The organism is Streptomyces lavendulae subsp. lavendulae (assembly GCF_002803845.1).
Lineage (GTDB): Bacteria > Actinomycetota > Actinomycetes > Streptomycetales > Streptomycetaceae > Streptomyces > Streptomyces lavendulae.
In genome coordinates, this window is sequence record NZ_CP024985.1 from 5277816 (window position 1) to 5304506 (window position 26691).

The following is a 26691-nucleotide window of genomic DNA, read 5'->3' on the forward strand; positions in this document are numbered from 1 at the left end:
ACCTTCGATTTCCTGTGCTCTCGACCACGTGACGAAGGTCCCCCGGATCGAAGGATCCGGAGGACCTGGAGGCCTGGTGCGCAAGGCCCGGGCGCAAGGCCCGGACGCCGCCGCCCGCGCCCGGCGCGGGCGCCCTAGGCCTTGGTGTTCTCCGCCTGCATGGCGGCGATCTCCTCGTCCGATTCCCGGCCCGGGGTCGGCACGTCGAACTTCGTGATCACGAAGCGGAAGACGGCGTAGTAGACGACGCCGAAGGCCAGGCCGATCGGAATGATCAGCAGCGGCTTCGTCGCCAGCCCGAAGTTGATGAGGTAGTCGATCAGGCCCGCCGAGAAGCTGAAGCCGTCGTGCACCCCCAGCCCCCATGTCACCGCCATCGACACGCCCGTCAGCAGCGCGTGGATCACGTACAGCACCGGCGCGACGAAGAGGAAGGAGTACTCCAGGGGCTCGGTGATCCCCGTGACGAACGAGGTCAGCGCCACCGACAGCATCAGGCCGCCGACCTCCTTGCGCCGCTGCGGCTTCGCGCAGTGCGTGATCGCCAGCGCCGCCGCCGGGAGCGCGAACATCATGATCGGGAAGAACCCGCTCAGGAACTGGCCCGCGTCCGGGTCGCCCGCCAGGAACATGTTGATGTCGCCGTGCACCGTCGTCCCGTCCGGCTTGGTGTAGCTGCCGAACTGGAACCACACCGGCACGTTCAGGAACTGGTGCAGGCCGATCACCAGCAGCGCGCGGTTGGCGACGCCGAAGATGCCCGCGCCCCAGGAGCCCAGCCCCACCAGCCAGTCGGAGAAGCTCTCCAGCGCGCTGCCGACCGGCGGCCAGATCCACAGGCACAGCGCCGCGAAGAGGATCGCGACGAACGACATGATGATCGGGACCAGTCGGCGGCCGTTGAAGAAGCCCAGCCAGTCGACCAGCTTCACCCGGTGGAAGCGCTGCCAGAACCAGGCGGACAGCAGGCCCATGATGATGCCGCCGAACACCCCCGGGTTCTGGTACGTGAACTCCACGAACGTGTTGTCCGGCCCGATGCAGCCGCCGCCGATGGTCCTGGTGCCGGCCGGGCAGTCGTTGGGGAAGGCGTGCAGCACGCCCCGGTAGACGAGGAAGCCCGCCACCGCCGCGAGGGCCGTGGAGCCGTCCGCCTTCTTGGCCATGCCGATCGCGACGCCGATGCAGAACAGCAGCGGCAGGCCCAGGTCCGCGTTGAGCAGCGCGCCGCCCGCGGCCACCATCACCTTGGACACGATCGTCCAGTTCAGGCCCTCGGAGCCGAAGACGCCAGGCTGCCCGAGTCCGTTGAGGAGCCCGGCCGCCGGGAGGACCGCGATCGGCAGCTGGAGGCTCCGCCCCATCTTCTGCAGCCCCGGGTACAGGCCGCTCCACCACTGCTTCCTCGGCGCTTCCGCGGCGCTGCTCGCGCTCATCGCGTCCTCCCTGGCCCGGCCCGTTTTGGCAGTCGCAACACTTGCGGCACACTGGTGTAGACCAGTCGCGGGCAGGCTGCTGCTGATCGTCATCATTCGGCAGAAGTCCGGCTCGTGCTCGCGTGGATAGGCCAACCGTGAGCTAACGTGACGAAGCGGACGGTGTTGGTCACGGCCGCCGAGACTCGTTCTTCGTAACACCCAGGGAGAAACGCATGGCCACCAAGGCTGAGAAGATCGTCGCCGGGCTCGGCGGTATCGAGAACATCGAAGAGGTCGAGGGCTGCATCACCCGCCTGCGCACCGAGGTCGTCAACCCCGACCTCGTCGACGAAGCCGCGCTGAAGGCCGCCGGCGCCCACGGCGTCGTCAAGATGGGCACCGCGATCCAGGTCGTCATCGGCACCGACGCCGACCCGATCGCCGGCGAGATCGAAGACATGATGTGAGCTGAGCCCCCCGGCTCGACACGGCTCCGCGAGGACCCCGTACCGCACGGCGGACGGGGTCCTCGCGTACGTGCGCACCGACTAGGCTCACAGGCATGTCTCGCATCGACGGCCGTACGCCCGAACAGCTCCGCCCGGTCACCATCGAACGCGGATGGAGCAAGCACGCCGAGGGCTCCGTCCTCATCTCCTTCGGAGACACCAAGGTCTTCTGCACCGCCTCCTTCACCGAAGGCGTCCCGCGCTGGCGCAAGGGCAGCGGCGAGGGCTGGGTCACCTCCGAGTACTCGATGCTGCCCCGCTCCACCAACACCCGCGGCGACCGCGAGTCCGTCCGCGGCAAGATCGGCGGCCGCACCCACGAGATCTCCCGCCTCATCGGCCGCTCGCTGCGCGCCGTCATCGACTACAAGGCCCTCGGCGAGAACACCATCGTCCTGGACTGCGACGTCCTCCAGGCCGACGGCGGCACCCGCACCGCCGCCATCACCGGCGCCTACGTCGCCCTCGCCGACGCCGTGACCTGGGGCCAGAAGAAGAAGCTGATCAAGGCCGGCCGCAAGCCGCTCACCGGCACCGTCGCCGCCGTCAGCGTCGGCATCGTCGACGGCGTCCCGCTCCTCGACCTCTGCTACGAGGAGGACGTGCGCGCCGAGACCGACATGAACGTCGTCTGCACCGGCGACGGCCGCTTCGTCGAGGTCCAGGGCACCGCCGAGGGCGAGCCCTTCGACCGCAAGGAGCTCAACGCGCTCCTCGACCTCGCCGCCGGCGGCTGCGCCGACCTGGAGGCCCTCCAGCTCGGCGCCCTGGAGCTGCAGCTCCCGTAGAACCGCCGGACGCGGGCACGCGTCTACGCCGGTACGGGCGCACGGTGTCGAAGCCGTGCGCCCGTCCACGCATCCGAGCCCCGGGGGACCGCATGAAGACACAGCCGAAGCCGAAGCACCGCCTGGCCGCCGTCGCGCTCACGGCCGTACTGGCCGTCCCGGCCCTCGCCTCCTGCGACGCCATCTCCACCGCCATGGACTGCGCCAACACGGCGGTGGCCATAGCCAACAGCGTGGACCAGCTCCAGCAGGCCGTCTCCCAGGCCGGGAACAGCGTCCAGGACACCCAGAACGCGCTCACCCAGATCGAGACGAACCTCAAGCAGATCAAGGACTCGACGGGCAACGCCGACCTCTCCAAGGCGGTCGACTCCATGACCACCGCCGTCAAGAACGTCCGCACCTCCGTGGAGAACGGCAACACCGCCCCCGACGTCCAGCCCGTCGCGGACGCCGCCAAGGAGATCTCCAAGGTCTGCACCCCGGGCTGACCGGGCCGACCGGGCTGACCGGGCCGGACGGGGGCGATCGGGCCGGACGGGGGCGATCGGCGCCGGCCGGGCGGTCGGTGCCGCCCGGTCGGCGGAAATAATGGGGGGCATGACTTCCACGCCCACGTCTCCCCAGCCGCCCCGCCGCCTGGTCCTGGCCACCCGCAACCCCGGCAAGGTCACCGAGCTCCACGCGATCCTGTCCGAGGCCGGCCTGCCCTTCGAGCTGGTCGGCGCCGACGCGTACCCGGAGATCCCGGACGTGAAGGAAACCGGCGTCACCTTCGCCGAGAACGCCCTCCTCAAGGCCCACGCCCTCGCCCAGGCCACCGGCCTGCCGGCCGTCGCCGACGACTCCGGGCTCTGCGTGGACGTCCTGAACGGCGCCCCCGGCATCTTCTCCGCCCGCTGGGCGGGCACCCACGGCGACGACAAGGCCAACCTCGACCTCCTCCTCGCCCAGCTCGGCGACATCGCCGACGAGCACCGCGCGGCCCACTTCTTCTGCGCGGCCGCCCTCGCCCTCCCGGACGGCACCGAACGCGTCGTCGAGGGCCGCCTCCTGGGCACCCTGCGCCACACCCCGTCGGGCGACGGCGGCTTCGGCTACGACCCGGTCCTCCAGCCCCTGGGCGAGTCCCGCACCTGCGCGGAACTGACCCCGGCCGAGAAGAACGCCATCTCCCACCGCGGCCAGGCCTTCCGCGCCCTGATCCCGGTGGTCCGCGAACTCCTGGGCTGAGCGGCGCTGCGCCGAGGGCCCCGTACGCGGCTGCGTACGGGGCCCCCGGCTTGACGTGCGGTTGGGGGGACTCGAACCCCCACGGGTTTTACCCCACTGGGACCTAAACCCAGCGTGACTGCCAATTCCACCACAACCGCGACATTCGACCCGAAACGGACATCGAGTCCGGCCGGGCTGTGCCCAGTCTACGGGGCGGTGGTTCCGGTGCCACGCGTCCGTAGGGTAGTGGCAGTTGGGGCGGGCGCGGCGGCCCGGGCGGGTCGGATGCCCGGGTGGGTCAGATGCCCAGGTCCTTGATGATCTTGGCTACGTGGCCCGTCGCCTTGACGTTGTAGAAGGCGTGCTCGACCTTGCCCTCCTCGTCGACGACCACCGTGGAGCGGATGACCCCGGTCACCGTCTTGCCGTACAGCTTCTTCTCGCCGAAGGCGCCGTACGCCGTCAGGGTCTCCTTCTCCGGGTCGCCGACCAGGGTGACCTTCAGGTGCTCCTGCTCGCGGAACTTCGCGAGCTTCTCCGGCTTGTCCGGCGAGACGCCGATCACGTCGTAGCCGGCGGCGGCCAGGAGGGAGAGGTTGTCGGTGAAGTCGCAGGCCTGCTTGGTGCAGCCCGGGGTCAGGGCCGCCGGGTAGAAGTACACGATCACTTTGCGCCCCTTGTGGGCGGCCAGCGAGACCTCGTTGCCGTCCGCGTCGGGCAGGGTGAAGGCGGGGGCGGTGTCGCCCGGCTGGAGTCGCTCGCTCATCGGTAGGTCTTCTCCTCGGGAGGGGAACGGTACGCCACGAGACTAAGCTGACAGACTGTCCAGGGCGGAGTACGCCCCAGACGACCACGAGCACGACACGACGACGGAGGCAGCGCGGTGCCGGAAGCCAGGACCCCCGCACAGATCGAGGCGGACATCGTCCGCCGCCGCGAGCAGCTCGCCGAGACGCTCGACGAGATCGGCGTACGCGTGCACCCGAAGACGATCATCGGGGACGCGAAGGCCAAGGCGGTCGGGGTCGTGGACCACACGGCCGGCCGTGCCTTCGCCGCCGTCAACCGGCTGGTCACGGATGTGAAGGACAGCCTGCGCGACGAGGACGGCGCACCGCGGGTGGACCGGATCGTGCCCGTCGCGCTCTTCGCGGCCGGCGTCGTCGGGCTGATCGTCGCCACGGCGCGGCGCAAGCGGTGAGCACCCTCCGGCGTGCGGGGCGTGCGGCGGCAGGTAGGTTCGGGTCGTGAGCGAGAACACCACCCACGACAAGCTGCCCATCCGCATGCTCCACGACCGCGTGCTCGTGAAGTCCGACCTGCCCGAGGGCGAGCGGCGCTCGGGCGGCGGCATCCTGATCCCGGCGACGGCCGCGGTGGGCAAGCGGCTCGCCTGGGCCGAGGTGGTCGCGGTCGGGCAGAACGTACGCAGCGTGGAGCCGGGTGACCGGGTCCTGTACGACCCCGAGGACCGGGCCGAGGTCGAGGTGCGCGGGGCGACGTACGTGCTGATGCGCGAGCGGGACCTGCACGCCGTGGCGGCGGAGCGGCTGGAGGGGTCCAAGGACTCCACCGGGCTCTACCTCTGAGCCGCTGATCCATCCCCGAAAGGGCCGGTGACCGAGGTCACCGGCCCTTTTCGATGCCTTTTGCTACGGTGGTGGGGAACCCCCGACGAGACGCGCCGTACCGGGTAGCAGGACGCAAAGACGACGCACCCCCTTTCCGTTCTCGTCCCGGAGGTACCTCGTCATGGCATGGGTTCTTCTTCTCGTCGCCGGCCTCATCGAAGTCGCCTGGTCGATCGGCATGAAGTTCACCGAGGGCTTCACCCGGCTCTGGCCGTCCGTGTTCACCGGCGCCGGCATCGTCGCCAGCATGGTGCTGCTGTCCATCGCGGCCAAGACCCTGCCCATCGGTACGGCGTACGGCGTCTGGGTCGGCATCGGCGCCGCGGGTGCGGCCGTGCTCGGGATGGCGGTGCTGGGGGAGCCCGTCACCGCCTCCCGGATCTTCTTCATCTGCCTGCTGCTGGTCGCCGTGGTGGGGCTGAAGGTCACCTCCGGGCACTGACCCGGCTCACTCCAGGAGATCGGCCGACGGGCGGCGGCCGCGGGCGGTTCCTTCCGCGCTCTCGCCGCCGGTCGTCCGGCCGTCCGGGGTCTGGCCGCCCGTGGTCTGTCCGCCCTGGTTCTGACCGCCTTGGGTCCGGCCGTCCGGGGTCTGGCCGCCCGTGGTCTGTCCGCCCTGGGTCTGACCTCCCTGGGTCTGACCTCCCTGGTTCTGGCCGCCCTGCGTCCGGCCCCCTTGCGTCTGGCCGCCCTGGTTCTGCCCGCCCTGGTTCTGGCCGCCGTTGTCCCGGCCGCCGGTGTCCTGACCGCCCTGGTCCCGGCCGCCCTGGGTCTCGCCGTCCGTCGGCGGGTTCGGCTCGGAGGGCGGCCGGCTGCCCTGGGGCTGCTGCGGGGTGGTGGGCGCGACGGGCGGCGGGGGCGGGGCCCCGCCCGGCTGGAGGTCCAGGTCGAAGTCCACCGGGTCCGTGTCCTCAAGAGCCTTCTTCGTGTAGGCCGCCCAGATCCGGGCCGGATAGCCGCCGCCCCCGATGCGGGCCTCGCCCAGTGCCCCGTAGAGGGACTGCAGGGTGCCCGTGTCCGGGTCCTGGCCCATCATCGCGACCACCGTGACCAGGTCCGGGGTGTACGCCGCGAACCACGCCGAGCGGTCCAGCTCGGCCGTGCCCGTCTTCCCGGCGGCCGGATGGCCGGCCGCGAGGGCGGCCGTACCCGTGCCGTTGTCCACAACGCTGACCAGCATCGAGGTGGTCGTGTCGGCGGCCTCCCGGCTGATGGCCTGGGTCGCGGCGCGGTCGGGGAGACGGATGGTCTCGCCCCCCTTGGTGATCTTCTCCAGGAAGGTATAGGGGGTGCGCCGCCCGTGGTCGGCGAGGGTCGCGTACGCCTGCGTCATGTCCAGCACGCTGGCCTGCATGGTGCCCAGCGCGATGGCCGGGCCCGCGTCGAAGTTCGGGGTGTTCTCCGGGATGCCCAGGGCGATGGCGGTCGACTTGACCTTGGCCCCGCCCACGTCGACGGCCATCTGCGCGTACACCGTGTTGACGGAGAGGTCGGTGGCGGTGTTGACGGTGATCGGGCCGTACGACACCTGGCCCTCGTTCTCGGGGGCGAAGCGGATCCGGCCGCCGACGACGGGGCGCTTGTTGTCGCCGTTGTAGACGGTGTTCGGGGTGATGCGGCGGCCGTCCTGGGTGCCGGATTCGTTCTCGACGGCGGACGCGAAGACGAACGGCTTGAAGGTGGAGGCCACCTGGTAGTCGTGCCGGGTCGCGTTGTTGACGTACTGCTTCGTGTAGTCGATGCCGCCGTAGAGGGCGACGACCTTGCCGGTGGCCGGGTCGACGGAGGCACCGCCCGCGCGCACCAGGCGGTCCGCGGGCCGCGCCGCCGGGTCGAGCTTGTCGACCATCTGCTTGCGGACGGCGTCGACGAACTCGCCCTGGCGCTTCCTGTCGATGGTGGTGGTGATCCGGTAGCCGCCCTCGGCGAGGGTCTTGTCGTCGAGGATCCCGTGTTCGGTGATGTAGTCCTTGACGGCTTCCACGAGGTAGCCGCGCTGTCCGGACAGCCCGGCGGCCGGGCGGACCTTCCCGGGCTCGGGGAAGCGGACGGCCGCGCGTTCGGCGGGGGACAGCCACTTCTTCTTGACCATGCCGTCGAGCACGTAGTTCCAGCGGGCCACGGCGCGGTCGCGGCTCTGGGGGTGCGAGACGACGTCGAAGGCACTGGGGGAGTTGAGGAGGGTGGCGAGGTAGGCGCCCTCGGCGGGGGTGAGCCGGGTGACGTCCTTGCCGTAGTAGGCCTGGGCGGCGGCCTGGATGCCGTAGGCGTTGCGGCCGAAGTAACTGGTGTTCAGATAGCCCTCAAGGATGTAGTCCTTGGACTTCTCACGACCGAGTTTGATCGCGATGAAGAACTCCTTGGCCTTGCGCTTCAGGGTCTGTTCCTGGCCCAGGTAGTAGTTCTTCACGTACTGCTGGGTGATGGTCGATCCGGACTGGGTGCCCTTGCCGGTCGCGGTGTTCCAGGCGGCGCGCAGCATCGCCTTGGGGTCCACGGCCCGTTCGGAGTAGAAGTCGCGGTCCTCCGCGGCGAGTACGGCTTCCTGGACGCTCCGGGGGACCTGCGAGAGCGGGACGTTGACGCGGTTGACCTCGCCGTCCCGGGCGATCTGGGAGCCGTCGGAGTAGAGGTAAACGTTGGACTGCGCGGTGGCGGCGGCGTTGGCGGGCGGGATGTGGACCAGCAGGTAGCCAGCCACGAGGACGCCGCCGACGAGCAGGGCGAGCAGCAGGAGGCCGCCCAGGAGCATGCGCCAGGTGGGCAGGGCGCGACGCCATCCGGTGCGCCGGCGCCCGCCGGGCGCGGCGGGCGCGGCGGGCGCCGGTTTCCGGCCCGGGGGTGGCGGGGCGCCGGGCGGCCCGGCGGCCGGGGCGCCGTCGCCGGGGGGTTCCGGTGGGGTGTCCGGGTCGCGAGGGGGCCAGCCCGGGGGTGGTGACTGGTCGCTCATCGCCGGGACTCCTCGTAACCGTGCGAAACATCCACTTTCCGTACCTCATGGTGTCTACCCGATGGCCGTTGGATCCGCTCCGGACGGGCATAAAACGGTCGCGTGGCTCGCCCCTCCGCACTAAGCTCGCGCGCTTTGGCCGACGTAGGAACGACGTGGGAAACGGAGGGATACGGTGCGTCAGAGAGCGGGTCGCGGCGCGACCCGGCGCGAGGGCCTCCGCGAGGGCCCCGGCGGGGGTTCCGGCGAGGGTTCCGGCGGGGGTTCCGGCCGCGGCGGTGCCGGGGGCGAGGGGCACAGGCCGGGGCTCTACGCGGCCGTGGCGGCGGGCGGCTTCCGGCGGTACGCCACCTACGGCACGGCCACGGCCGCCGGGGTCTTCACCAACACCGTCTTCGGCTTCATCGTCGCGTACACGTACATCGCCCTGTGGGACGAGCGCCCGGGCCTCGGCGGGTACGACCAGGCGCAGGCGCTCACCTTCGTCTGGGTCAGCCAGGCCATGCTGGCGGCCGCCTCGCTGCTCGGCGGCGGTTTCCAGGAGGAGGTCCAGGAGCGTATCCGTACGGGTGACATCGCCGTCGACCTCTACCGTCCGGCGGACCTCCAGCTGTGGTGGCTGGCGGCCGACCTGGGCCGGGCCGCCTTCCAGCTGCTGGGGCGCGGGGCGGTGCCCCTGCTGGCGGGTGCGCTCGCCTTCCGGCTGGCGCTGCCGGCCGATCCGGCGCGCTGGCTGCTGTTCGCGGTGTCCGTCGTCCTCGCCCTCACCGTCAGCTTCGCGGTGCGCTACCTGCTGGGGCTGGCCGCCTTCTGGCTGATGGACGGCGCCGGGATCAACATGATGGCCGCCGTCGTGACGATCTTCTTCTCGGGGATGCTGCTGCCGCTCACGGTGTTCCCGGGCGGCTTCGGCGAGCTGGTGCGGCTGCTGCCGTGGTCCGCGATGCTCCAGGTCCCGCTGGACGTGCTGCTCGGCACGCACGCGGGGGCGGGCGGCGCCGCGCGGGCGCTGGCGTTCCAGGCCGGGTGGGCGCTCGTCCTGCTGGGCGCGGGGCGGCTGGTGCAGTCGGCGGCGACGCGGAAGGTGGTGATCCAGGGTGGCTGACGTGACCGGGGTGGGTGGAGAGGCGGTTGAGGTCCGTGTCGTCTCCGGGGACGTGCGGGACGTGCGCGAAGTGCGGGGCGTCGTGCCGTGGGGCGGGAGGGCCCGCGAGGGGCTGCGCGGCTACCGGCTGATCGTGGCGATGTGGATCCGCTCGACGATGGCGTACCGGGCGTCCTTCCTCCTCGCCGCCTTCGGGAACGCGGTGATCTCCCTGCTGGACTTCGTCGCGATCGCCGTCATGTTCTCCCACATCGACGCCCTCGGCGGTTTCACGCTGCCCGAGATCGCCCTGCTCTACGGCTCCTGCTCGGTCTCCCTCGGCCTCGCCGACCTGTTCCTCGGCAACACCGACCGGATCGGCGTCCGGATCCGCGACGGCTCCCTCGACACCATGCTGGTGCGCCCCGTACCGGTCCTCGCGCAGGTCGCCGCCGACCGCTTCGCGCTGCGCCGGCTGGGGCGGATCACGCAGGGGCTGGCGGTGATGACCTGGGGCATCTCCGTGCTGGAGGTGGACTGGACGGCTGGGAAGGTGCTGTTGGTCCCGGTGATGGTGGTGGCCGGGGCGGCGATCTTCGCGGCGGTGCTGGTGGCCGGGGCGGCGTTCCAGTTCATCGCCGGGGACGCGGCGGAGGTGCAGAACTCCTTCACCTACGGGGGCTGCACCATGCTCCAGTACCCGCCGACGGTGTTCGGCCGGGACCTGCTGCGCGGGGTGACCTTCGTCGTCCCGCTGGCCTTCGTCAACTGGCTGCCCGCGCTGTACGTGCTGGGGCGGCCCGTCCCGCTGGGGCTGCCGCAGTGGACCGCGTTCCTGAGTCCGCTGGTGGCCTTCCTGCTGTTCCTGCCCGCGTCGCTGGCGTGGCGCGCGGGAGTCCGTTCGTACCGAAGCACGGGGAGCTAGTCGTGGCGGATCCGCTGATCTCGTTGGACGGGATCGAGAAGGTTTTCGACGTACGCCGTCGAGTGGGGCTGATGCGGAGAGAGAAACGGCAGGTCAGAGCCGTCGACGGGATCAGTTTCGAGGTCGCCCGGGGCGAGGTGGTCGGCTACATCGGGCCCAACGGCGCGGGGAAGTCCACCACCATCAAGATGCTGACGGGCATCCTCACCCCGAGCGGCGGGCGGCTGCGCGTCGCGGGCATCGACCCGGCGCGGGAGCGGATGCGGCTCGCGCACCGGATCGGGGTGGTGTTCGGGCAGCGCACCACGCTGTGGTGGGACCTGCCGCTGAAGGACTCGTACGGGCTGATGCGGCGGATGTACCGGATCCCGCCGGCGCGCTTCGAGCAGAACATGGAGCGGTGCGTCGAACAGCTGGACCTGGCCGCGCTGCTGGACGTGCCGGTGCGTCAGCTGTCGCTCGGGCAGCGGATGCGCGGGGACATCGCGGCGGCGCTGCTGCACGATCCGGAGGTGCTGTACCTGGACGAGCCGACGATCGGGCTGGACGTGGTCAGCAAGGCGAGGGTACGGGCCTTCCTGCGGCAGCTGAACGAGGAGCTCGGGACCACGGTGCTGCTGACCACGCACGACCTCCAGGACATCGAGCAGTTGTGCGAGCGGGTGATGGTGATCGACCACGGGCGCCTGATGTACGACGGTGCGCTGGGCGGGCTGCACGCGATGGGGGAGGGCGAGCGGACGCTGGTGGTCGACCTGGAGCGGGAGCTCGCGCCGGTCGAGGTGCCGGGGGCGCGGGTGGTGAAGGTGGAGGGGGCCCGGCAGTGGCTGGCGTTCCCCGCGGGGGAGTCGGCGGCGCCGCTGGTGGCGGAGGTGGCGGGGCGGTACCCGCTGCTGGACCTGTCGGTGCGGGAGCCGGACATCGAGGACGTGATCGCGCGGATGTACGCGGGGCGGGGGTGAGCGGCCTGCGGGGGCATTCAACTGGGCCGTGTCTCTGCATAGGGTGGCCCACATGAGTGACGAGCGGCCGCAGAAGCCATCGCTGGACAAGCCCTCCCCGGACGGGCCTTCGCTGGAGAAGGCGGCGGCGGAGGGGGCGGCGCCGACCGAGCCATCGCCGGAGAAGGCGGCGTTGGAGAAGGCGGCGGCGCCCGCGCGGCCGGAGGCGGCGGTGCCCGCGATGAGGGCGTCCGACGCCGACCGCGAACGGGTGGTGGAGCGGCTGCGCGACGCCGTGGCCGAGGGCCGGCTCGACATGGAGGAGTTCGGGGAGCGGCTGGAGGCGGCGTACGCGTCCCGGACGTACGCGGAGCTCGAACCGCTGACCCGCGACCTGCCGCCCGTACCCGGCTCGGCGCTGCCCGGCGCCGCTCCCGCGACCGCGCCGGCGCCGGGCGCGGCCGCCTGGCCGGGCCGGATCGGCGGCACCGGGACCTCGTCCACGGCGGTCGCCGTCATGTCGGGCTTCCATCGAAAGGGCCGCTGGGTCGTCCCGGCGCGCTTCAACGCGGTGGCCGTCTGGGGCGGCGGTGAGCTCGACCTGCGCGAGGCGGACTTCGCGGAGCGCGAGGTGGTCATCACCTGCGTGGCGATCATGGGCGGCATCCAGATCACGGTCCCGCCGGGCGTGCAGGTCGACGTCCGCGGCATCGGCATCATGGGCGCCTTCGACCACAGCGGCACCCAGACCGTGCCGCAGCCGGACGCCCCGCGGGTGATCGTGAACGGCCTGGCCTTCTGGGGCGGGGTGGAGGTCCGCACCAAGGCGCCCAAGGGTTCGAAGCCGCTGGGCGGCGACAAGCCGCGCAAGGAGCTCTAGCCGGCGTATCCGCCGTCGTACCCGCCGTCGTACGGCGCGCCGGGAACTCCCCGGGCCTCCCGGGAGTCGGATGCTATGCAGACAAAACCGGCCACCGGGGGAAGGCAGGAGCACATGGACATCGTGAAGAGCGGCGGTGACGGCGGCAGCGGCGGCGGTGACACCCCGGGTGACACCGCGGGCGGTACCCGTACGAGGGCGCGCGCGGCGCCCCCACCGGCCCGCGGCGGGTTCGTCTTCAACGCCTCGGACGAGGAGCGGCGGCGCGGCGTACGCCGGATGAAGGCCACCGCGACGGGTCTGCTGCTCCTGGTCGCGCTGGTGTACGTCCTGGCCAAGTACGCCCAGCACGCGTGGGGCGCGGGCGGCTGGGCCGGGTACGTCGCCGCGGCCGCCGAGGCCGGCATGGTCGGTGCCCTAGCCGACTGGTTCGCGGTCACGGCGCTGTTCCGGCGGCCCCTCGGCCTGCCGATCCCGCACACCGCGATCATCCCGACGAAGAAGGACCAGCTCGGCGTCTCCCTCGGGGAGTTCGTCGGGGAGAACTTCCTCTCCGCCGACGTGGTGCGCGCCCGGCTGCACGCGCTCGGGATCGGTGGCCGACTCGGCGCCTGGCTGGCCGAGCCGGAGCACGCCGACCGGGTCACGGCCGAGCTCGCCACGGCGCTGCGGGGGGCCCTGACGGTGCTGCGGGACTCCGACGTGCAGGCCGTCGTGGGGGAGGCGATCACGCGGCGCGCCGAGAGCGCGGAGATCGCGCCGGGCCTGGGCAAGACCCTGGAGCGGGTCGTCGCCGACGGCGGCCACCACCGGGCCGTCGACCTGATCTGCGCGAAGGCCCACGACTGGCTCGTCACCCACGGGGACTCGGTGATGGACGCCGTCCAGGGCGGGGCTCCCGGCTGGACCCCGCGCTTCGTGGACCGCAAGATCGGCGACCGCGTGTACAAGGAGCTGCTGCGCTTCGTCACGGAGATGCGGGACATGCCGGGCCACCCGGCGCGGGGTGCGGTGGACCGCTTCCTGACGGACTTCGCGGCCGACCTCCAGTCCGACACCGCGACGCGGGCTCGGGTGGAGCGGATCAAGTCGGAGATCCTGGCGCGGGGCGAGGTGCAGGACGTGATCGCCTCCGCCTGGACGGCCGTCCGGTCGATGATGATCTCGGCGGCGGAGGACGAGCAGAGCGAGCTGCGGCTGCGGGTGCGGTCGTCCCTGATGTCCCTGGGGGCCCGGCTGGCGACCGACGGCCGGCTCCAGGACAAGCTGGAGGGCTGGATCGAGGGGGCGGTGGTGTACGTGGTCACGACGTACCGCACCGAGATCACCTCGCTGATCACCGACACGGTGGCGGGCTGGGACGCGGAACACACCTCCCGCAAGATCGAGGCCCACATCGGCCGCGACCTCCAGTTCATCCGCATCAACGGCACGGTGGTCGGCGCCCTGGCGGGCCTTCTGATCTACACGATCTCCCAGGCCTTCGGCGCCTGACCCCGAACCCCGACAACCGCGCGAGCGACGGCCCTCGCCGGTCCCGCGTGAGCGACCCCATGAGGAGCCTGCGGGTGTGGCCCGCGCCAGCGCCCCGCAGGACCGCTCGCGCGGGCGCCGTCCCGCGGGCCCGTCCTGCAGGTGCGGTCTCGCGGGCGCCGTCCCGCGGGCCCGTCCTGCGGGTGCCGCCCCGCAGGCGCCGTCCCGAGAGCCCGTCTGCAGGTGCGGTCCCGCGGGCGCCGTCCCGCGGGCCCGCCCTGGAGGTGCGGTCCCGCAGGTGCCGTCCCGAGAGCCCGTCCCGCAGGTGCCGCTCCGCGAGCCCGCCCCGCAGGCGCCGCCCAGCCGGGGGGTCAGCCGCGGTCGGCGACCGCCCAGGACGTCGCCGCGACGACCCCGGCCGCGCCGATGACCGCCGGCCAGGCGCCGACCTTCTTCGCCAGCGGGTGCGCCCCCGCGAAGCCGGCCAGGTAGAGCGCCCCCAGCCCGGCCGCCGCCGGGGTGCCGCCCCGGCGGTGCCATTCCCGTCCGGCCACGAGCCCGGCCGTGCCCAGCACGACACCGCCCAGGGGCCGCTTCTTGGTCCAGCGGGCGACGGCGTAGCCGCCGACCAGGCCGGCGGCCGCCACCACGGAACTCGGTACCCGCGCCATGTCGAACTCCCTCGTTCTTCTTGTCTGCTGATTCGATCGTTCGGTGATTCGATGATTCGGTAGGTCGCCTACGAGGCTAACGCGGGCGCCTCGACGCCCGCCGGACACCCACCGCCCCGAGCAGGAGCACGGCCCCGCCGACCACCGCGTCCGGCACCGCCTCCCGCACCGCGCGCGGCAGCAGCGCCACGGTCCCGAGGACGAGGAGGAACGCGAGCCCGCACCGGCCCGCAGCCCGCAGCAGTCTGTCCACGGGCTGCTCAACGCCCCACCCCCGTCCGCGACACGGACGCCGCGCGGCCGATTTGTCGCACACTCGCCGCTTCTGCGCACCCACGGGAGAGGGAACCTCCTGGGCGTAGATTCGGTCTTCCAGGAGGAAACCCTCTCAACTCACCACCCCCACCCGCCCCACCCACCACCCCCACCCCACCCCTCCCAGGAGCCAACAGCGTGATCTCTTACGGACGGGCCGTCCTCGACCTCGCGGACGAGCTGGTCGACGCCTACGCGGACGTCTTCTCCTCCCCACCCTGGAACGAAGGCGAAGAAACCATTCGCCAGTTCTCGACGCGCCTCCAGGCGGACGTCCGGCGCCCCGGATTCCGTGCGGCCTTCGCCCAGTCCGCAACCGGCATCGACGGCTTCGCCACCGCATGGCTGACCGGCGCCCCCTTCCCCCGCACCCGCGCCTACCCGCAGGTCGCCGCACAACTCGGCGCGGAACGGGTCCGTGAGCTCCTCGTAGGGGCGCTGGAGATAGACGAACTCGCCGTACGCGGCTACGCGCGCGGCCACGGCACCGGCCGGGCCCTGCTCACCGAGATCACCGCGGACGCCCCGCAGCGCCGGGCCTGGCTGCTGACCTCACGGCTGGCCACGGACACGGTGGCCACGTACCGCCGCCTCGGCTGGCACGAGGTGTCCGCCCTGCCGGGCACCGAGAGCGGCGTGGTCGTCTTCCTGTCCCCCGATCACCCGGGCCGCGACAGGTAGAGCGCCGCCCGCACGGGCATACCGGGGCCATGATCACGCTCAGGGAACCCGTTCCGGTGGCCCGTCGCCAGCTCGGCCTCGCCACCCGCCACCAGCTCACCACCACCGCCGGCATCCCCGGCACCACCCTCACCTCCCGCACCCGCCCCGGCGGCCCCTGGCAACGCCTCCTGCCCCGGGTCTACCTCCTCCAGACCGGCCCGCCGGACCACCGCCAACGGGCCCTGGCCGCCGTCCTGTACGCCGCCGAGCCCGCCGCGGACCCGCTCTCCGGCGACACGGCCGCCCTCACCGGCGCCGCCGCCCTCGCCCTCCTCGGCATCCGCGACGCTCCGGCCGTCCCCGCCGACGTCGTGATCCGCGCCCCGCGCCGGCTCGCCGCGCTCCCGCAGGTCCGGCCCCGGCCCACCAGCCGCTGGCCCCGCACCCTCACGGTGTCCGGCATCCCCAGCACTCGCCCGGTCCGCGCCGCCGCGGACTTCGCCGCCCGCGCGGCCCACCCCGACCGGATCCGCTCGGTGCTGGCCCAGGTCGTCCAGGCCGGCTGGTGCCACCCGCACGACCTGCACGCCGAACTCCGCGCCTCCCGCCTCCTGGCCCGCCCCGAGATCCGCGCGGCGGCGTCGGAACTCCTCGCCGGGGTCCGCTCGGTCGCCGAGGCCCGCGCCCGCGACGTCCTCACGGGGACGGACCTCCCCACGCCCCTGTGGAACGCCCGCCTCTACACCCCGGACGGCACCTTCCTGGCCACCCCGGACGCCTACTGGCCCGACGAGGGCGTGGCCCTGGAGGTCGACTCGGCGGAGTACCACTACACCCGCGACGCCTGGCACGCCACGCTCCGGCGCCGGCTGCGCCTGGAAGCCCACGGCGTCCTGGTGGTCAGCGCGACCCCGTCGATGATCCGCGACACCCCCGCAGAAGTCATCGCGGCCCTCCGCACCCTCCTCACCCTCACCACCCCCCGCCAAACCCCACCCACAGCCCTGGCCCGCGGCCACCAACAGCTGCCGCTGCCACTGGGCTACTGAACGGATACCGCCAGCAGGTAGCTCACGTCGTCGTGCCGGCCAGCCTGTTGGAAGGCGGCGGTGACGTTGAGCACGGCTTGCCTGTCCGAACGCTCGCTGACGCTGGTGAGCACGGCGTCCGCAGCTTCGTTCAGCCCCGTGTTCCGGCAAGAGGAGACGACGTCCAGGATCTGGCTGGCCGTCATGTTCGCACCGGCCTGCCAGAGCAGGATGCCCGCGTCACGCTGCCTGTTCTGGGACAAATACCGCGTCACCGTCTCCAGTTCCGTCCACACAGGACTTCCGTCCGCTTCGGCCGCGGGGTGCCGGTCCCCTCCCGGAGGGGGGACCGGCACCTGCGCGGCGGGCGCCGCCTCAACTGACCGTGACGCCACCAAGGATCTCTTCCGTCTCGCGCGGCGCTCGTGCCGGAGCCGGTGGAGGGCAACGGAAGCCGGCGTCTCTCCGCCTGCGGCACCGGAGCCCGAGCTGCTTGTGCCCCGTCCGGAGCTGGCCGCAGCGCAGCACGCGCAGTGCCTCGTGGAGGCGCGGTGGCGATAGTCCCGCAGCTGGCCAAGGGTGAAGGGAAGCGGGCTGCCAATGGAGTCAGCCGCGGCCTGCGCAGCCGCGTAGAAGCTCTCCATCAGGGGTTCTGTGGGGACACGGGCACCGCTCAGGTGAGTCGATAACGTGCCCGGGCTGATCCCCGCGGCAGCAGCGATGGCCCGCTGGGAGAGGCCGGTCACCGCGTGGACAGCACTGAGGGCCGCCGCCAGGACGCGCTGTTCCGGGGACCTCTGGTCCGGCATCGTCGATTCCTCGGGCAACACGGCTCCCTTCTGAACGAAGATCCAACTCTTCGAAGTCTCGCCCGGTGGAGGCCCGGAGCGGAATGCCGAAGGTGTTTTCATCTGCCGGGGAATTCGGACACGGGCTGGAATGCGTCCAGTTGATCGGCAAAGGTTGAGGTGCTGGCGGGTTCCGACGGGAGCCACTGGTATCGCCAGCCATTTCCGGCTGACTCGACTGAGGGGAACTGCACATGGCTGTGCTGCCGTCGTGGACGGACACCAAGCTGGGAGCCAAGCGGCGGGCGGCGCTGTGGCTGCTGACCGAAGTCGGGGAAGGCGAGTGCTTCACCAAGGAGCAGGTACGTATCGCGTTCCCTGGAATGAGCCAGATCGACCGGCGTGTGCGCGAGCTCAGGAGCCATGGCTGGCGGATCGACACGAATCGCGAGGACAGTACTCTCAGCCAGCACGAGCAGCGCTTCGTCTCGGCTGGCGAGCCGGTCTGGGAGCAGGGCAAGGGAACGCTCCCGTCGACGGGGTACACGGACACGCAGCGCCGTGAGCTGCTGGCGAAGGACGGTCACTACTGCCGTTCGTGCGGCATCGTCCCGGGTGCTGTGTTCGCCGGCACCTACGAGTCGGCGCAGCTCGACATCGCACGTCGTCCCGTTCGGCAGCCCGACGGGACCAGCACGGTGGAGCCCGTCGTGGAGTGCAACCGCTGCCGTGTGGGAGGCAAGAAGCTGACCGCGGATCTCGCTGGCGTCCTCGTGGGGGTAAACAGGCTCGGCGCGATGGAGCTGAAGATGCTGGGAGGCTGGATGGACTCGGGGGAGCGGGACTTCGCCTTGGTCGAACGGATCTGGGCCGACATCCAGACGCTGCCGGCCGAGTCCAGGGAGAAGGTCCGGAAGGCCCTCGGCCAGGCGTAGGTCTGACAATGAGCACGACCGGGGGCCGCGACAGGGCGGCCCCCGTTCCCCACACCGACGTTGCCCTTGGAGGAGAACCAACGTGAGCTTGGACTTCGGCCGGCCGCCCCGTGCCGCCGAGAACTGGGAACTGGTCGAGCAGCGACTCAAGGAGGTCAGCGCGGGCGACCAGTTGCAGGAAACGCTGACGGTCGAGTGGCGGACGAAGCCGATCGTTGTCCAGGTCATTGACATGCCCATCGACCAGGTCTACTTCAATCCGTCGACGCACCGTATCCGCGCGCAGCGCACCTTCGAGCCCGCGCGGGACAAGGTGCTGGACACGGACTGCTGGAGCCCTGAAAGCCAGGACTATCTCCGCCACCTCCTCCAGGCCCTGCCGTCGGACCCCGCCAAGCGCGACCCGGATTTCGACCTGCTCAAGGAAAGCCTGAAGGAATACCGTCAGAACGAGCCCGGGCTCATCACCCGCGACGGTGTTCTCGTCAACGGCAATACCCGAGTGGTGGCGTTGCGTGAACTCGGCGTCAAGAGCGTCCGGGTGGGAGTCCTCCCCGAGACCTGCACTTGGGCCGACGTCAACGCGGTGGAGCTCTCCCTGCAGCTCCGCCATGACACGCGCCGGCCGTACTCGTACATCAACAGGCTGCTGACCATCGATGAGCAGGTGACCAACGGCCGGCCGGTCGAGGACGTCGCGAAGGACTTCCGCATCCGGTCCGCGACGGCTGAGCAGGACCTGTGGGTGCTGTCCTGTCTGAGGGACCTGGTGGCCCGGTCCAAGACGGGGCCGGCCCAGCTCAAGCTGATGGACTTCGAGGACGCCCAGGAGAAGCTGAGGGAGCTCCACCGGGCCTTTGCCAAGGCGGTCAAGCAGAACCCTGGCCAGGCCGACCTGTTGAAGGAGAACCGGCTGGCCCTCATCGTCATGGACTTCTCGAAGACGGACGTGCGTCTCGCCGATGTCGATTTCCGGACCAGGTACCTCCAGCGGTACCTGCCCGAACAGCTGAAGCAGGCGCCGACGCCGACCGCAGGCGTGATTCCGGGCCTCAACAGGCCCGCGTGGGGCGACAGCCCGCAGGTGGCCGCGGCCAAGGCGCTGACCGATGTGCTGCTCCAGGCCAAGGCGGTGGACCGCTCGTCAGGACGGGTCCCTCCTGAGCAGCTGCAGGAAGCCGCCCAGGTGTGGGAGCAGGCCCGGGCGGCTGTGGAAGAAGCCCTGGTGCCGGCGGGCAAGGATGCACGTGTGCGGAAGCGGAAGCAGGCGGCTCCGGACCGTATCTATGACGCGGTCCAGGACATCGAACAGTGCGTGACGGACATGTCGCTGGCGCGGGCATCGCGCAACCTGGACGAGGAAGGCCTGGACGAGGCGGTGCTGGCGCTCAAGGCAAGCCTGTCGAAGCTTGCCCGTGAAGCCGGGCGGAGCATCGGGGAACCGGGTGACGGTGTGGCCTGGCTGCTGGACGCCATGCTGCGGGAGGAGGCGTGAGCGGTCAGGCGGCGCCGTCGCTGAGGCTGATGTTCGACGTCACGCGGACGAAGGCCAGCCTCCAGGCCGGCGAACCGTACCGGGCCGAACTCGCCCGGCTGGCGTCGGGCTTCCCCCTGGGAGGGCAGCGCGGCCCCCTCACGGTGGAAGTGCCGCTGGACGACTTCCTCTCCCGTCTCAACGTCCTTACGCAATGGCCGCATCCGGAATCCGTTGAATGGGATGCGGATCTCGTCGCGCTGGTCGGCGATGTCCTGGATGACGCCGACACCGCCGCGGCGCACCTGGGCGAGGGGCCCGAAGCCAGTGCAGACCCGGACGGGACCGAAGTGCTGGCTGCTCTGGGCCCCACTTGGTGTGCGGATCTGACGGACTTTCAACTCAGGGACATCGCCCGGCTGCTGTCGATGCGGCACGGCGCCAACTTCAGCGTTCCCGGAGCGGGCAAGACCAGGGTCGGCCTCGCCGTCTACGCGGCGATGAAGGAGCGGGGCGCGGTCCGCCGCCTTCTCGTCGTCAGCCCCAAGTCGGCCTACGAGTCGTGGGACTACGAGAGCCGCGCCTGCTTCCGCGAGGCTCCGGTGACCCGCGTGATGGGCAAGCTTCCCGATCCGCATGCCGAGATCCTGATCGTCAACTACGAGCGGCTGGACCGAGCGCTCCCCGGGCTCGCCGGGTGGCTCCGCGCGGCCCCCTCCATGGTGATCCTCGACGAGGCGCACAGGATGAAGCTGGGCGCTGAGGGTATATACGGCAGCGCCTGCATGGCGCTGGGGCCTCTGAGCAGGCGCCGGCTGATCCTCACGGGGACGCCCGCGCCGAACGGCGCGCGTGACCTGGAGAATCTGCTCTCCTTCGTATGGCCGGGCCACGGCCGCAGGGTCGTCACCCAGGCCGTCGCTGGCGGAGACCTCGCCTATGCCAGCTCAGTACTGCGCCCGCTCTTCACGCGCACGACCAAGAAGGAGCTGGGGCTGCCGCCGTTCCAGCCCGTCATCCGTCCGGTACCGCTGGAGGGCTTGCACCGGGAGATCTATGACGCGCTGGTGGGCCGGTATTCGGCCCGCGCGGAGCTGGCACGGGATGATTTCGACTCCCTCGGGAAGGCGATGCTGCGGCTGCTGATGGCGGCCACGAGTCCCGCCCTGCTTGTGGAAGGGAGTACCAAGCACGAACCGGTCAGTTTTCAGGTACCTCCACTGGACATTCCGGACGGGGAGTCGCTCTACACCCTGCTGCAGAACCTTTCTCAGCACGAGCTTCCACCGAAGTACCGGGTGGTCCGGGAGATCGTGTCGGGGAATGCTGCGGTGGGCCGTAAAACACTGGTCTGGTCGACCTTCGTCCGTAGCATCACCACTTTGCAAGGGCTCTTGTCGGAGTTCGGGCCCGCGGTGGTCCACGGCGGAACGCCGGACAGGGAGGAGCAGCTCCGCCGCTTCCGGGAAGACCCGGACTGCCACGTTCTTATTTCGAACCCGGCGACCCTGGGGGAGGGGATCAGCCTCCACCACGAGTGTCACGACGCCGTCTACGTTGACCGGGACTTCATGGCGGGACGCTTCCTCCAGAGCCTTGACCGCATCCACCGGCTCGGCCTGGCGCCAGGTACTGAGACTCGCGTCACGGTGCTGGCGGCCACGGAAACGATCGACGAGATCGTGGCCACGCGGCTCGCGGAAAAACTGGAGTTCATGGGGAGCATCCTCGACGACCCTTCGGTGCGGGCGCTGGGCGATCTGCAGGAGGAACGGCAGGTGGCGAGCGGTATGGACGAGGCGGACATCCGGGCGGTCCTGGAACACGTGGGCGCTGTCCCGACCCGGTGATCCGGGGCGGCCCACGTGAACCATGAGGCAGGTGGCAGGTTCAGGGGTCGGATGTGGCGCGTTGATGTCAGCGGCAGATGCGACACTGGCCTGTCTGCATCTGCCACACCAGGAGGACTCGATGGATGCCAGCGATCACACGCTGACCTCGATTGAGATTTGCGCCGGAGCCGGAGGGCAAGCCATCGGCCTCCACCAGGCCGGCTTCAGTCATCTTGCCCTCGTCGAAATCGACCGGTACGCCGCGGCCACGCTGCGGCGCAACGTCGCCCAGCGCGACGGCTGGGAATTCGAGCGGAAGTACTGCGATGTCATCGAAGGTGACGTCAAGGAATTCAGTGAGAAAGTCCAGCTGGAAAAGCCTGTCGAATATCTTCGGGGGCACCAGCTGAAGAAGGGGGAGCTCGACCTCCTGGCAGGCGGCGTTCCGTGTCCTCCGTTTTCCCATGCGGGCAAGCAGCTGGGGAAGGACGATGAGCGTGACCTCTTCCCCGAGATGCTGACGCTCGTGGACAAGCTCCGCCCTAAAGCCGTAATGATCGAGAACGTGCGCGGCATCAAGGACGACAAGTTCGAGGATTACCGGGATTGGGTCGTGGCGCGCCTGGAGGGTGGCGAAGCCAAGGATCCACACACGAACGAGCTGCAGACCTTCAAGGGGGCTGGCTACAAGGTGTGTGGGTGGCGAGTCCTGGAGGCCAGTGATTTCGGCGTTCCGCAGCTGCGTCCCCGAGCCATCCTCGTTGCCATCCAGCAGGAGCTTCTGGCTGTTCAGGATTTCCAGTGGCCGACACCTGATGTGGAGATCACCACCGTCCGCAAGGCCCTTGAGGAGACGATGGAGGAGCGGTACAAGCCCTTCATCGCCCGGGGCGGCGATCTGGGCCGCCGGGCCCAGAGCAAGCTGGACGCATGGCGTGAGAAGGAAACCGGCGTCGCTCCCACCCTGGTGGGCGGGTCGAAGAAGCACGGTGGAGCGGACCTCGGTCCCAGCCGTGCCAAGGCGGCGTGGAAGAAGCTGGGAATCAACGCGCTCGGTGTGGCCAATTCTCCCCAGGACTGCCTCAACAAGGAGAGCTGGGAAAGGGACCTGCTCCGGGAAGAGGGACCCATGCTCACCGTCACACAGGCGGCGATCATCCAGGGCTTCCCCCCGGAGTGGGATTTTGAAGGTGACAAGTCCGAGGGTCGCCTTCCGGGCAAGACGGCGCAGTACCGGCAGGTCGGCAATGCTTTCCCACCTCCGGTAGCGCGCGCCGTGGGAGAAGCCATCGCCAAGGTCCTCCGGGCTGCCGGGCCCCAGCCGCAGGACGGCCCCGAGGGCGAGCGCTAGGAGCCCGGTGCCTGGCGGTGGCCGCGGCGCTCCTGCACGGCGGCGGCCACCGCGGCAGCGCAGACGTCAGACTGCTCGTGCTCCCAGAACCGGAGCACGAGCCAGCCTGCCTCTTCGAGCTGCCGGTCCGTATCCCGGTCCCTTGCCATGTTCCGTGCCACCTTCTCGGACCAGTAGCCCGGGTTGGTCTTCGGAGACACGTAGTGTTCCGGGCAGCCGTGCCAGTAGCACCCGTCGATGAAGACCGCTACCTTCGCTGGCCGGAAGACCAGGTCGGCCGTTCTGCGCAGACCGGGCAGAGGGCGGGCAGCGATGCGGTAGCGCAGACCTCTGGCGTGCACGAGGCGCCTGATGACGAGCTCGGGCTTCGTGTCACGGCTCCGGATCGCCTGCATGTTGCGGCGGCGGGCTGCTGAGGACGCCCAGGAACCCTCTGGAGGCTGCCAGGAACTCTCATCCGGCATCGTCCTGGTCTCCTTCCATCCGCAAGGCGACCCAGTCCTCCGGCCCCAGCGTGATCTTGTGGGCTGCCGCGAGGTCCCGCTGCTCGGGGAACTTGCCGCAGAGCAGGGTCAGCCCCTCGCGCGCGAGGCTCTTCCTGATGTTGCGCGCTCGTCGCAGAGGGTCGTGATGGCCCGCCCCGACTGTGGTGATCACGCTGCGCGGGACCACGAGCCCCTCAAGGTAATTGAACATCATCGCGAACCGGCGTTCCTGCCCCGGCCGCTTGGCGAGGACCCGGCTGGCCTGTTCTGGCGTGAGGAGTGTCAGAGGGTTGACCGGCAGCGGAGTCCAGTCGTACAGCGGCACGCTCCAGTGCTCACGGGCGTGTACGGCCAGTCCCCGCTTCCCGTCCCGGTTTCCCGAACCCCGGTAGAGCCAGGAGCGGTGCGCGCGCACCAGCCATGACCTGTGCCGGCCCCGGCCGAGCTGTATCTGGGTGCAGATGCAGAGCTGGCAGTGAGCTTCGGCTGGGACGGCCCAGTTCGCGCCGACCGTGGCCTTGAAGTCCACTGGTACGCCCGCGATCACCGTGTCGAGCGGAGGTTCTTTCGGGAGGTTGAAGGAACGCAGCACTTCGTACTCCAGCTTGGCTCCTACCGATGCCTTCTCGCCGGGGTGGACGTCTCGGGACAGCAGGTCGTATCGCCCGGTCCTGGCTCCGTCGAGTACATAGTCGATCGCGTTGGCGATCGCACCGGTGTAGAGCCCCGCGACGTCGAACGGGCGCAGCCCGCTGAGGACGGCCTGCAAGCCGTCGTCCTCAGCGGGAGTGCGCAGGGCGTGCTGGTCCGCGTCGGTATTCGCGCATGTCTCCCCCGGCCCAAGCAGTACGAGGCGCCCCCTGCTCACCCGCCGAACGCCCCGGAGGCGTCCCCGTGGCATTCCGCGTAGGGCTTGCCTGAGGTGCACCAGCAGGGGGTGGTGGGGGTGGGGGGCCAGGGGGTGGCCTTGCCGCGGGCGGCGAGGGTGGTGGCGTATTCCGCCAGGAGGGAGGGGGAGGCCGGGGAGGTCTTCTCCGAGGCGGCGAAGGCCTCGTAGGAGGGGACGCTGCCCGTGACGATGCCGAGGTTGGTGGTGCCCGACGCGGCCAGGGCGCGCAGTGAGGCCTCGGTGGCGGCGAGGTGGGCCGCGTGGGAGGGGTACTCCGCCGCGAGGGTGGGGTAGGAGGCGACGAGTTCCGAGAGCTCGCGCTGGGGCCAGTGGAGGATCGCCACCGGGAAGGGGCGCGAGAGGGCGGCCCGGCGGTCGCCCAGTTCGGCGCGCAGGCGGGCGATCTCGGCGCGCAGTTCCGCCGGGTCGTCGGAGCCCAGGGCCCAGATGCGCTTCGGGTCGTGGAGTTCGTCGAGGGGGATCGGGCCCGAGTGGCGGGTGTCGGCGACCATGTCCCACTCGTCGTGCGGGAGTCCGAGGAGGCGGCGTACGCGGTGGCGGCCGGTGAGGAGGGCGGCGGTGGCCCGGGTGAGGGGGGTGTCCTCGGAGGTGAGGAGGGTGGCCGCCTCGGTGAAGCACTCGTGCGAGGCTTCCAACTCGTCGTGGGCCTCCAGGGCTTCCGCGATCACCTCCCAGGGCGCCGGGTCCGTGGGGGCGGCGGCGCGGATGCCCGAGATCAGGGCGCGGGCCTCGGCCTCGTGGCCGTACTCCCAGAGGTTCGCCGCCTGCAGGGCCTTGATGAGGTGCGGGTTCGCGGGTGCGTCGGCCAGGAGTTGGTCGTAGAGGGTGCTCGCCCGCTCGCGTGCGTCGCCCAGTTCGAGGTGGGCCGCGGCCTGGAGGAGCAAGGGCTCCTGGTCCTCGGGATAGCGGGTCGCCGTGCGGATGAGGCGCTCGGCTTCGGCGATGTGCTCGGCAGGCGTGTCGGGGCGCATGGTTCACACCGTACTGCTGCTGGTCAGTTGAGGGGGGAGGTCTTAAGGTGCGGGCCGTGCGGGATCGCGTGCGGGTGGTGGTGCAGGGGGGCGGCCGGCGGGGGCGCGGGGGTGCCGTCGCGCGGCTGCTGTGGGTGGGCGCCGAGGTGATCACCACGGTGGGTGTGGTGGTGGCGTTGCTGGTGGTGCACCAGGTCTGGTGGACGAACCGGCAGGCCGTCGCGGCTGCTCAGGAGCAGGTGCGGGAGCTGGAGCGGGCCTGGGGGACGGGGACGGGGATGGGGGGAGGGGGCGGTGCGGGTGCCGGTGTGGGTGTGGGGGGAGGGGGCGTTGCGGGGGGTGGCGGTGGGGGTGCGGATGTGCCCGTTGTCGAGGGGGCGTCGAGTGGGGGCGGGAGTGCTCCTGTCGCTACCGGGCGGCCGGCGGGGGGTGGCGAGCGGGCCGTGCCCGATCCGGCTCCGGCTCCGGCGCGTGAGGAGGCGTACGCCGTGCTGCGCGTTCCGCGCCTCGGGCTGACCGTGCCCGTCGCCCAGGGCGTCGACAAGCGGACCGTGCTGGACAAGGGGTACGCCGGCCACTACCCGGGGACCGCGCAGCCCGGGGCGGCGGGGAACTTCGCGCTGGCCGGGCACCGCAATACGCACGGGGAGCCCTTCCGCTACATCAACCGGCTCCGGGTGGGCGACGAGCTGCTCGTCGACGTCCGGGGGCGGAGGTACACGTACGTGGTGGGCAAGGTGCTGGACGAGACCACCGAGCGGGACACCGGGGTGATCGCGCCCGTGCCGCACAGCACGGTCAGGCCCGGCGCCGGGTACACCGAAGCGGGTTCGTACATCACGCTGACGACGTGTACGCCCGAGTACACCTCCAAGTACCGGCTGGTGGTCTGGGGCACGTTGAGGTCCTAGCCCCGGGGAGTCCTGGGGCGGGGCGTTGTCGGTGCTGTCCGTTAGCATCGGTCGTGAGTACTCGGTCTCGTACGGAGGTTCGGGGCTTGCGGAAGGGGAGGGGGCGGTCCGGATGTCACGACGAGTCGACGCGCGGCCCCTGCTGTCCTTCCTGGTCTCCTCGCGGGCGGGGGCCCTGCTCGCCGCCCTGCTGGTGTTCGGCGGGATCCTCGGCCTGATGTCGGGGGAGAACCCGCTGGCCGCCGCCGTGGTCGCCCTGGCCGCGGCCGTCGCCGTCGGAGCCGCCGCGCTGGCGGCCTCCCTCGTGCGGTCCGTGCCGCCGCACCGAATACGCACCGCGATCCGTGATCGCGAGCAGCGCACGGCCTTCCTGCCGCAGCGCGATCCCGACGCCTCCGGCCGCTCGCGGCCCAGGGCTCCAGGCCGTCCCGTCCTGACGGCCGCGTAGGGGCGCGCAGTACTTTCCTCGCCTTCTGCTCACTGATCACTGTTGTCGCCCCTCGCGGGTCGTCGCGCCGAAATGCACCTTCTTCGACGTTCGAC

At 71.0% G+C, this 26691-nt stretch carries 30 protein-coding genes, 1 tRNA gene and 1 riboswitch; of the genes, 20 read left to right on the forward strand and 11 right to left on the reverse strand.

What is annotated here, in order from left to right; all coding sequences use genetic code 11:
• Positions 1 to 134: 134 nt before the first annotated feature.
• Positions 135 to 1436 carry a PTS transporter subunit EIIC gene (locus SLAV_RS23395; RefSeq protein ID WP_030239065.1) on the reverse strand — a complete coding sequence of 434 codons (1302 nt, stop codon included), beginning with the start codon at positions 1434 to 1436 and terminating at the stop codon, positions 135 to 137.
• Positions 1437 to 1651: 215 nt separating this feature from the next.
• On the opposite strand from SLAV_RS23395, the gene SLAV_RS23400 reads away from it, so the two are divergent.
• From SLAV_RS23400 to rdgB, 4 genes are all read left to right on the forward strand, one after another.
• On the forward strand, positions 1652 to 1885 hold the full coding sequence (locus tag SLAV_RS23400) for a PTS sugar transporter subunit IIB (protein WP_030239062.1): 234 nt from the start codon (positions 1652 to 1654) through the stop codon (positions 1883 to 1885).
• A 95-nt stretch (positions 1886 to 1980) separates the two neighbouring features.
• Positions 1981 to 2715 (forward strand): ribonuclease PH, encoded by a 735-nt coding sequence (gene rph / locus SLAV_RS23405; RefSeq protein WP_030239061.1) that lies wholly within the window; start codon positions 1981 to 1983, stop codon positions 2713 to 2715.
• 92 nt (positions 2716 to 2807) lie between these two features.
• A complete protein-coding gene (locus SLAV_RS23410) occupies positions 2808 to 3206 on the forward strand; it encodes a hypothetical protein (RefSeq protein ID WP_030239058.1) in 399 nt (132 codons plus the stop codon).
• A gap of 109 nt (positions 3207 to 3315) precedes the next feature.
• Entirely contained in the window at positions 3316 to 3948 is a 633-nt protein-coding gene (gene rdgB, locus SLAV_RS23415) for an RdgB/HAM1 family non-canonical purine NTP pyrophosphatase (RefSeq protein ID WP_051841376.1), read from the forward strand.
• Between the two features lie 56 nt (positions 3949 to 4004).
• Here rdgB and SLAV_RS23420 read toward each other — a convergent pair.
• Both SLAV_RS23420 and bcp read right to left on the reverse strand, forming a co-directional pair.
• A tRNA-Leu gene (locus tag SLAV_RS23420) sits at positions 4005 to 4088 on the reverse strand.
• A 140-nt stretch (positions 4089 to 4228) separates the two neighbouring features.
• A complete protein-coding gene (gene bcp / locus SLAV_RS23425; protein WP_030239052.1) occupies positions 4229 to 4696 on the reverse strand; it encodes a thioredoxin-dependent thiol peroxidase in 468 nt (155 codons plus the stop codon).
• A 117-nt stretch (positions 4697 to 4813) separates the two neighbouring features.
• Here bcp and SLAV_RS23430 point away from each other — a divergent pair, with 117 nt between their 5' ends.
• The 3 genes from SLAV_RS23430 to SLAV_RS23440 all read left to right on the forward strand — a co-directional run bounded on the left by SLAV_RS23430 (position 4814) and on the right by SLAV_RS23440 (position 6003).
• Entirely contained in the window at positions 4814 to 5131 is a 318-nt protein-coding gene (locus SLAV_RS23430; protein WP_030239049.1) for a DUF3618 domain-containing protein, read from the forward strand.
• Between the two features lie 46 nt (positions 5132 to 5177).
• On the forward strand, positions 5178 to 5519 hold the full coding sequence (locus SLAV_RS23435) for a GroES family chaperonin (protein ID WP_030239046.1): 342 nt from the start codon (positions 5178 to 5180) through the stop codon (positions 5517 to 5519).
• A gap of 65 nt (positions 5520 to 5584) precedes the next feature.
• Positions 5585 to 5649, forward strand: a riboswitch (guanidine-III (ykkC-III) riboswitch).
• A 33-nt stretch (positions 5650 to 5682) separates the two neighbouring features.
• On the forward strand, positions 5683 to 6003 hold the full coding sequence (locus SLAV_RS23440; protein ID WP_030239043.1) for a DMT family transporter: 321 nt from the start codon (positions 5683 to 5685) through the stop codon (positions 6001 to 6003).
• Between the two features lie 6 nt (positions 6004 to 6009).
• Here SLAV_RS23440 and SLAV_RS23445 read toward each other — a convergent pair whose 3' ends face one another.
• Positions 6010 to 8511, reverse strand: a complete 2502-nt coding sequence (locus SLAV_RS23445) for a transglycosylase domain-containing protein (RefSeq protein WP_078950621.1) — start codon at positions 8509 to 8511, stop codon at positions 6010 to 6012.
• A 319-nt stretch (positions 8512 to 8830) separates the two neighbouring features.
• Here SLAV_RS23445 and SLAV_RS23450 point away from each other — a divergent pair, with 319 nt between their 5' ends.
• The 5 genes from SLAV_RS23450 (at position 8831) to SLAV_RS23470 (ending at position 13835) form a co-directional block, all read left to right on the forward strand.
• Positions 8831 to 9616 (forward strand): ABC transporter permease, encoded by a 786-nt coding sequence (locus SLAV_RS23450; protein WP_030239039.1) that lies wholly within the window; start codon positions 8831 to 8833, stop codon positions 9614 to 9616.
• Positions 9617 to 9686: 70 nt separating this feature from the next.
• Positions 9687 to 10520, forward strand: coding sequence for an ABC transporter permease (locus SLAV_RS23455; RefSeq protein WP_391283644.1), 834 nt, complete (start codon positions 9687 to 9689; stop codon positions 10518 to 10520).
• Entirely contained in the window at positions 10478 to 11482 is a 1005-nt protein-coding gene (locus SLAV_RS23460; protein WP_051841375.1) for an ABC transporter ATP-binding protein, read from the forward strand. Before SLAV_RS23455 ends, SLAV_RS23460 begins: the two co-directional genes overlap by 43 nt.
• A 52-nt stretch (positions 11483 to 11534) precedes the next feature.
• On the forward strand, positions 11535 to 12341 hold the full coding sequence (locus SLAV_RS23465; RefSeq protein ID WP_030239032.1) for a DUF1707 SHOCT-like domain-containing protein: 807 nt from the start codon (positions 11535 to 11537) through the stop codon (positions 12339 to 12341).
• 114 nt (positions 12342 to 12455) lie between these two features.
• Positions 12456 to 13835 carry a DUF445 domain-containing protein gene (locus tag SLAV_RS23470; RefSeq protein WP_030239029.1) on the forward strand — a complete coding sequence of 460 codons (1380 nt, stop codon included), beginning with the start codon at positions 12456 to 12458 and terminating at the stop codon, positions 13833 to 13835.
• Positions 13836 to 14185: 350 nt separating this feature from the next.
• Here the strand turns inward: SLAV_RS23470 and SLAV_RS23475 are convergent, their stop codons facing one another.
• The gene (locus SLAV_RS23475; protein ID WP_030239028.1) at positions 14186 to 14485 is read right to left on the reverse strand and encodes a hypothetical protein; all 300 of its coding nucleotides are present in this window, start codon (positions 14483 to 14485) and stop codon (positions 14186 to 14188) included.
• A gap of 76 nt (positions 14486 to 14561) precedes the next feature.
• Positions 14562 to 14738 carry a hypothetical protein gene (locus SLAV_RS41090; RefSeq protein WP_158740874.1) on the reverse strand — a complete coding sequence of 59 codons (177 nt, stop codon included), beginning with the start codon at positions 14736 to 14738 and terminating at the stop codon, positions 14562 to 14564.
• A 200-nt stretch (positions 14739 to 14938) separates the two neighbouring features.
• On the opposite strand from SLAV_RS41090, the gene SLAV_RS23480 reads away from it, so the two are divergent.
• Together SLAV_RS23480 and SLAV_RS23485 are read left to right on the forward strand one after the other, a co-directional pair.
• On the forward strand, positions 14939 to 15481 hold the full coding sequence (locus SLAV_RS23480; RefSeq protein ID WP_037689428.1) for an N-acetyltransferase: 543 nt from the start codon (positions 14939 to 14941) through the stop codon (positions 15479 to 15481).
• A 29-nt stretch (positions 15482 to 15510) separates the two neighbouring features.
• Positions 15511 to 16512 carry a hypothetical protein gene (locus SLAV_RS23485; protein ID WP_051841575.1) on the forward strand — a complete coding sequence of 334 codons (1002 nt, stop codon included), beginning with the start codon at positions 15511 to 15513 and terminating at the stop codon, positions 16510 to 16512.
• Here SLAV_RS23485 and SLAV_RS41095 read toward each other — a convergent pair.
• The gene (locus SLAV_RS41095) at positions 16506 to 16787 is read right to left on the reverse strand and encodes a hypothetical protein (RefSeq protein WP_158741056.1); all 282 of its coding nucleotides are present in this window, start codon (positions 16785 to 16787) and stop codon (positions 16506 to 16508) included. The genes SLAV_RS23485 and SLAV_RS41095 overlap by 7 nt on opposite strands.
• Before the next feature lie 746 nt (positions 16788 to 17533).
• Between SLAV_RS41095 and SLAV_RS23495 the strand changes: the two genes are divergently transcribed.
• The 4 genes from SLAV_RS23495 (at position 17534) to SLAV_RS23510 (ending at position 22871) form a co-directional block, all read left to right on the forward strand.
• On the forward strand, positions 17534 to 18214 hold the full coding sequence (locus tag SLAV_RS23495) for a KpnI family restriction enzyme N-terminal domain-containing protein (protein ID WP_030242001.1): 681 nt from the start codon (positions 17534 to 17536) through the stop codon (positions 18212 to 18214).
• A gap of 82 nt (positions 18215 to 18296) precedes the next feature.
• Positions 18297 to 19709, forward strand: a complete 1413-nt coding sequence (locus SLAV_RS23500) for a ParB N-terminal domain-containing protein (protein WP_030241998.1) — start codon at positions 18297 to 18299, stop codon at positions 19707 to 19709.
• Positions 19706 to 21538: a DEAD/DEAH box helicase gene (locus SLAV_RS23505; RefSeq protein ID WP_030241995.1), complete on the forward strand. Its 1833-nt coding sequence runs from the start codon at positions 19706 to 19708 to the stop codon at positions 21536 to 21538. Before SLAV_RS23500 ends, SLAV_RS23505 begins: the two co-directional genes overlap by 4 nt.
• A 121-nt stretch (positions 21539 to 21659) precedes the next feature.
• Positions 21660 to 22871, forward strand: coding sequence for a DNA cytosine methyltransferase (locus SLAV_RS23510; RefSeq protein ID WP_030241993.1), 1212 nt, complete (start codon positions 21660 to 21662; stop codon positions 22869 to 22871).
• Here the strand turns inward: SLAV_RS23510 and SLAV_RS23515 are convergent.
• From SLAV_RS23515 to SLAV_RS42555, 4 genes are all read right to left on the reverse strand, one after another.
• Positions 22868 to 23335 carry a very short patch repair endonuclease gene (locus tag SLAV_RS23515; protein ID WP_030241990.1) on the reverse strand — a complete coding sequence of 156 codons (468 nt, stop codon included), beginning with the start codon at positions 23333 to 23335 and terminating at the stop codon, positions 22868 to 22870. The genes SLAV_RS23510 and SLAV_RS23515 overlap by 4 nt on opposite strands.
• The gene (locus tag SLAV_RS23520) at positions 23325 to 24125 is read right to left on the reverse strand and encodes a NaeI family type II restriction endonuclease (RefSeq protein ID WP_158741054.1); all 801 of its coding nucleotides are present in this window, start codon (positions 24123 to 24125) and stop codon (positions 23325 to 23327) included. The genes SLAV_RS23515 and SLAV_RS23520 overlap by 11 nt, the downstream gene beginning before the upstream one ends.
• 95 nt (positions 24126 to 24220) lie before the next feature.
• Positions 24221 to 25237 (reverse strand): SEC-C metal-binding domain-containing protein, encoded by a 1017-nt coding sequence (locus SLAV_RS23525; RefSeq protein ID WP_030241986.1) that lies wholly within the window; start codon positions 25235 to 25237, stop codon positions 24221 to 24223.
• Between the two features lie 23 nt (positions 25238 to 25260).
• Positions 25261 to 25428: a hypothetical protein gene (locus SLAV_RS42555; protein ID WP_244225301.1), complete on the reverse strand. Its 168-nt coding sequence runs from the start codon at positions 25426 to 25428 to the stop codon at positions 25261 to 25263.
• Here SLAV_RS42555 and SLAV_RS23530 point away from each other — a divergent pair.
• Entirely contained in the window at positions 25423 to 26148 is a 726-nt protein-coding gene (locus SLAV_RS23530) for a class E sortase (RefSeq protein WP_341869041.1), read from the forward strand. The two genes, SLAV_RS42555 and SLAV_RS23530, sit on opposite strands and share 6 nt — an antisense overlap.
• A gap of 112 nt (positions 26149 to 26260) precedes the next feature.
• Positions 26261 to 26596, forward strand: coding sequence for a DUF6412 domain-containing protein (locus SLAV_RS23535; protein ID WP_051840767.1), 336 nt, complete (start codon positions 26261 to 26263; stop codon positions 26594 to 26596).
• The last annotated feature ends 95 nt before the right edge of the window (positions 26597 to 26691 follow it).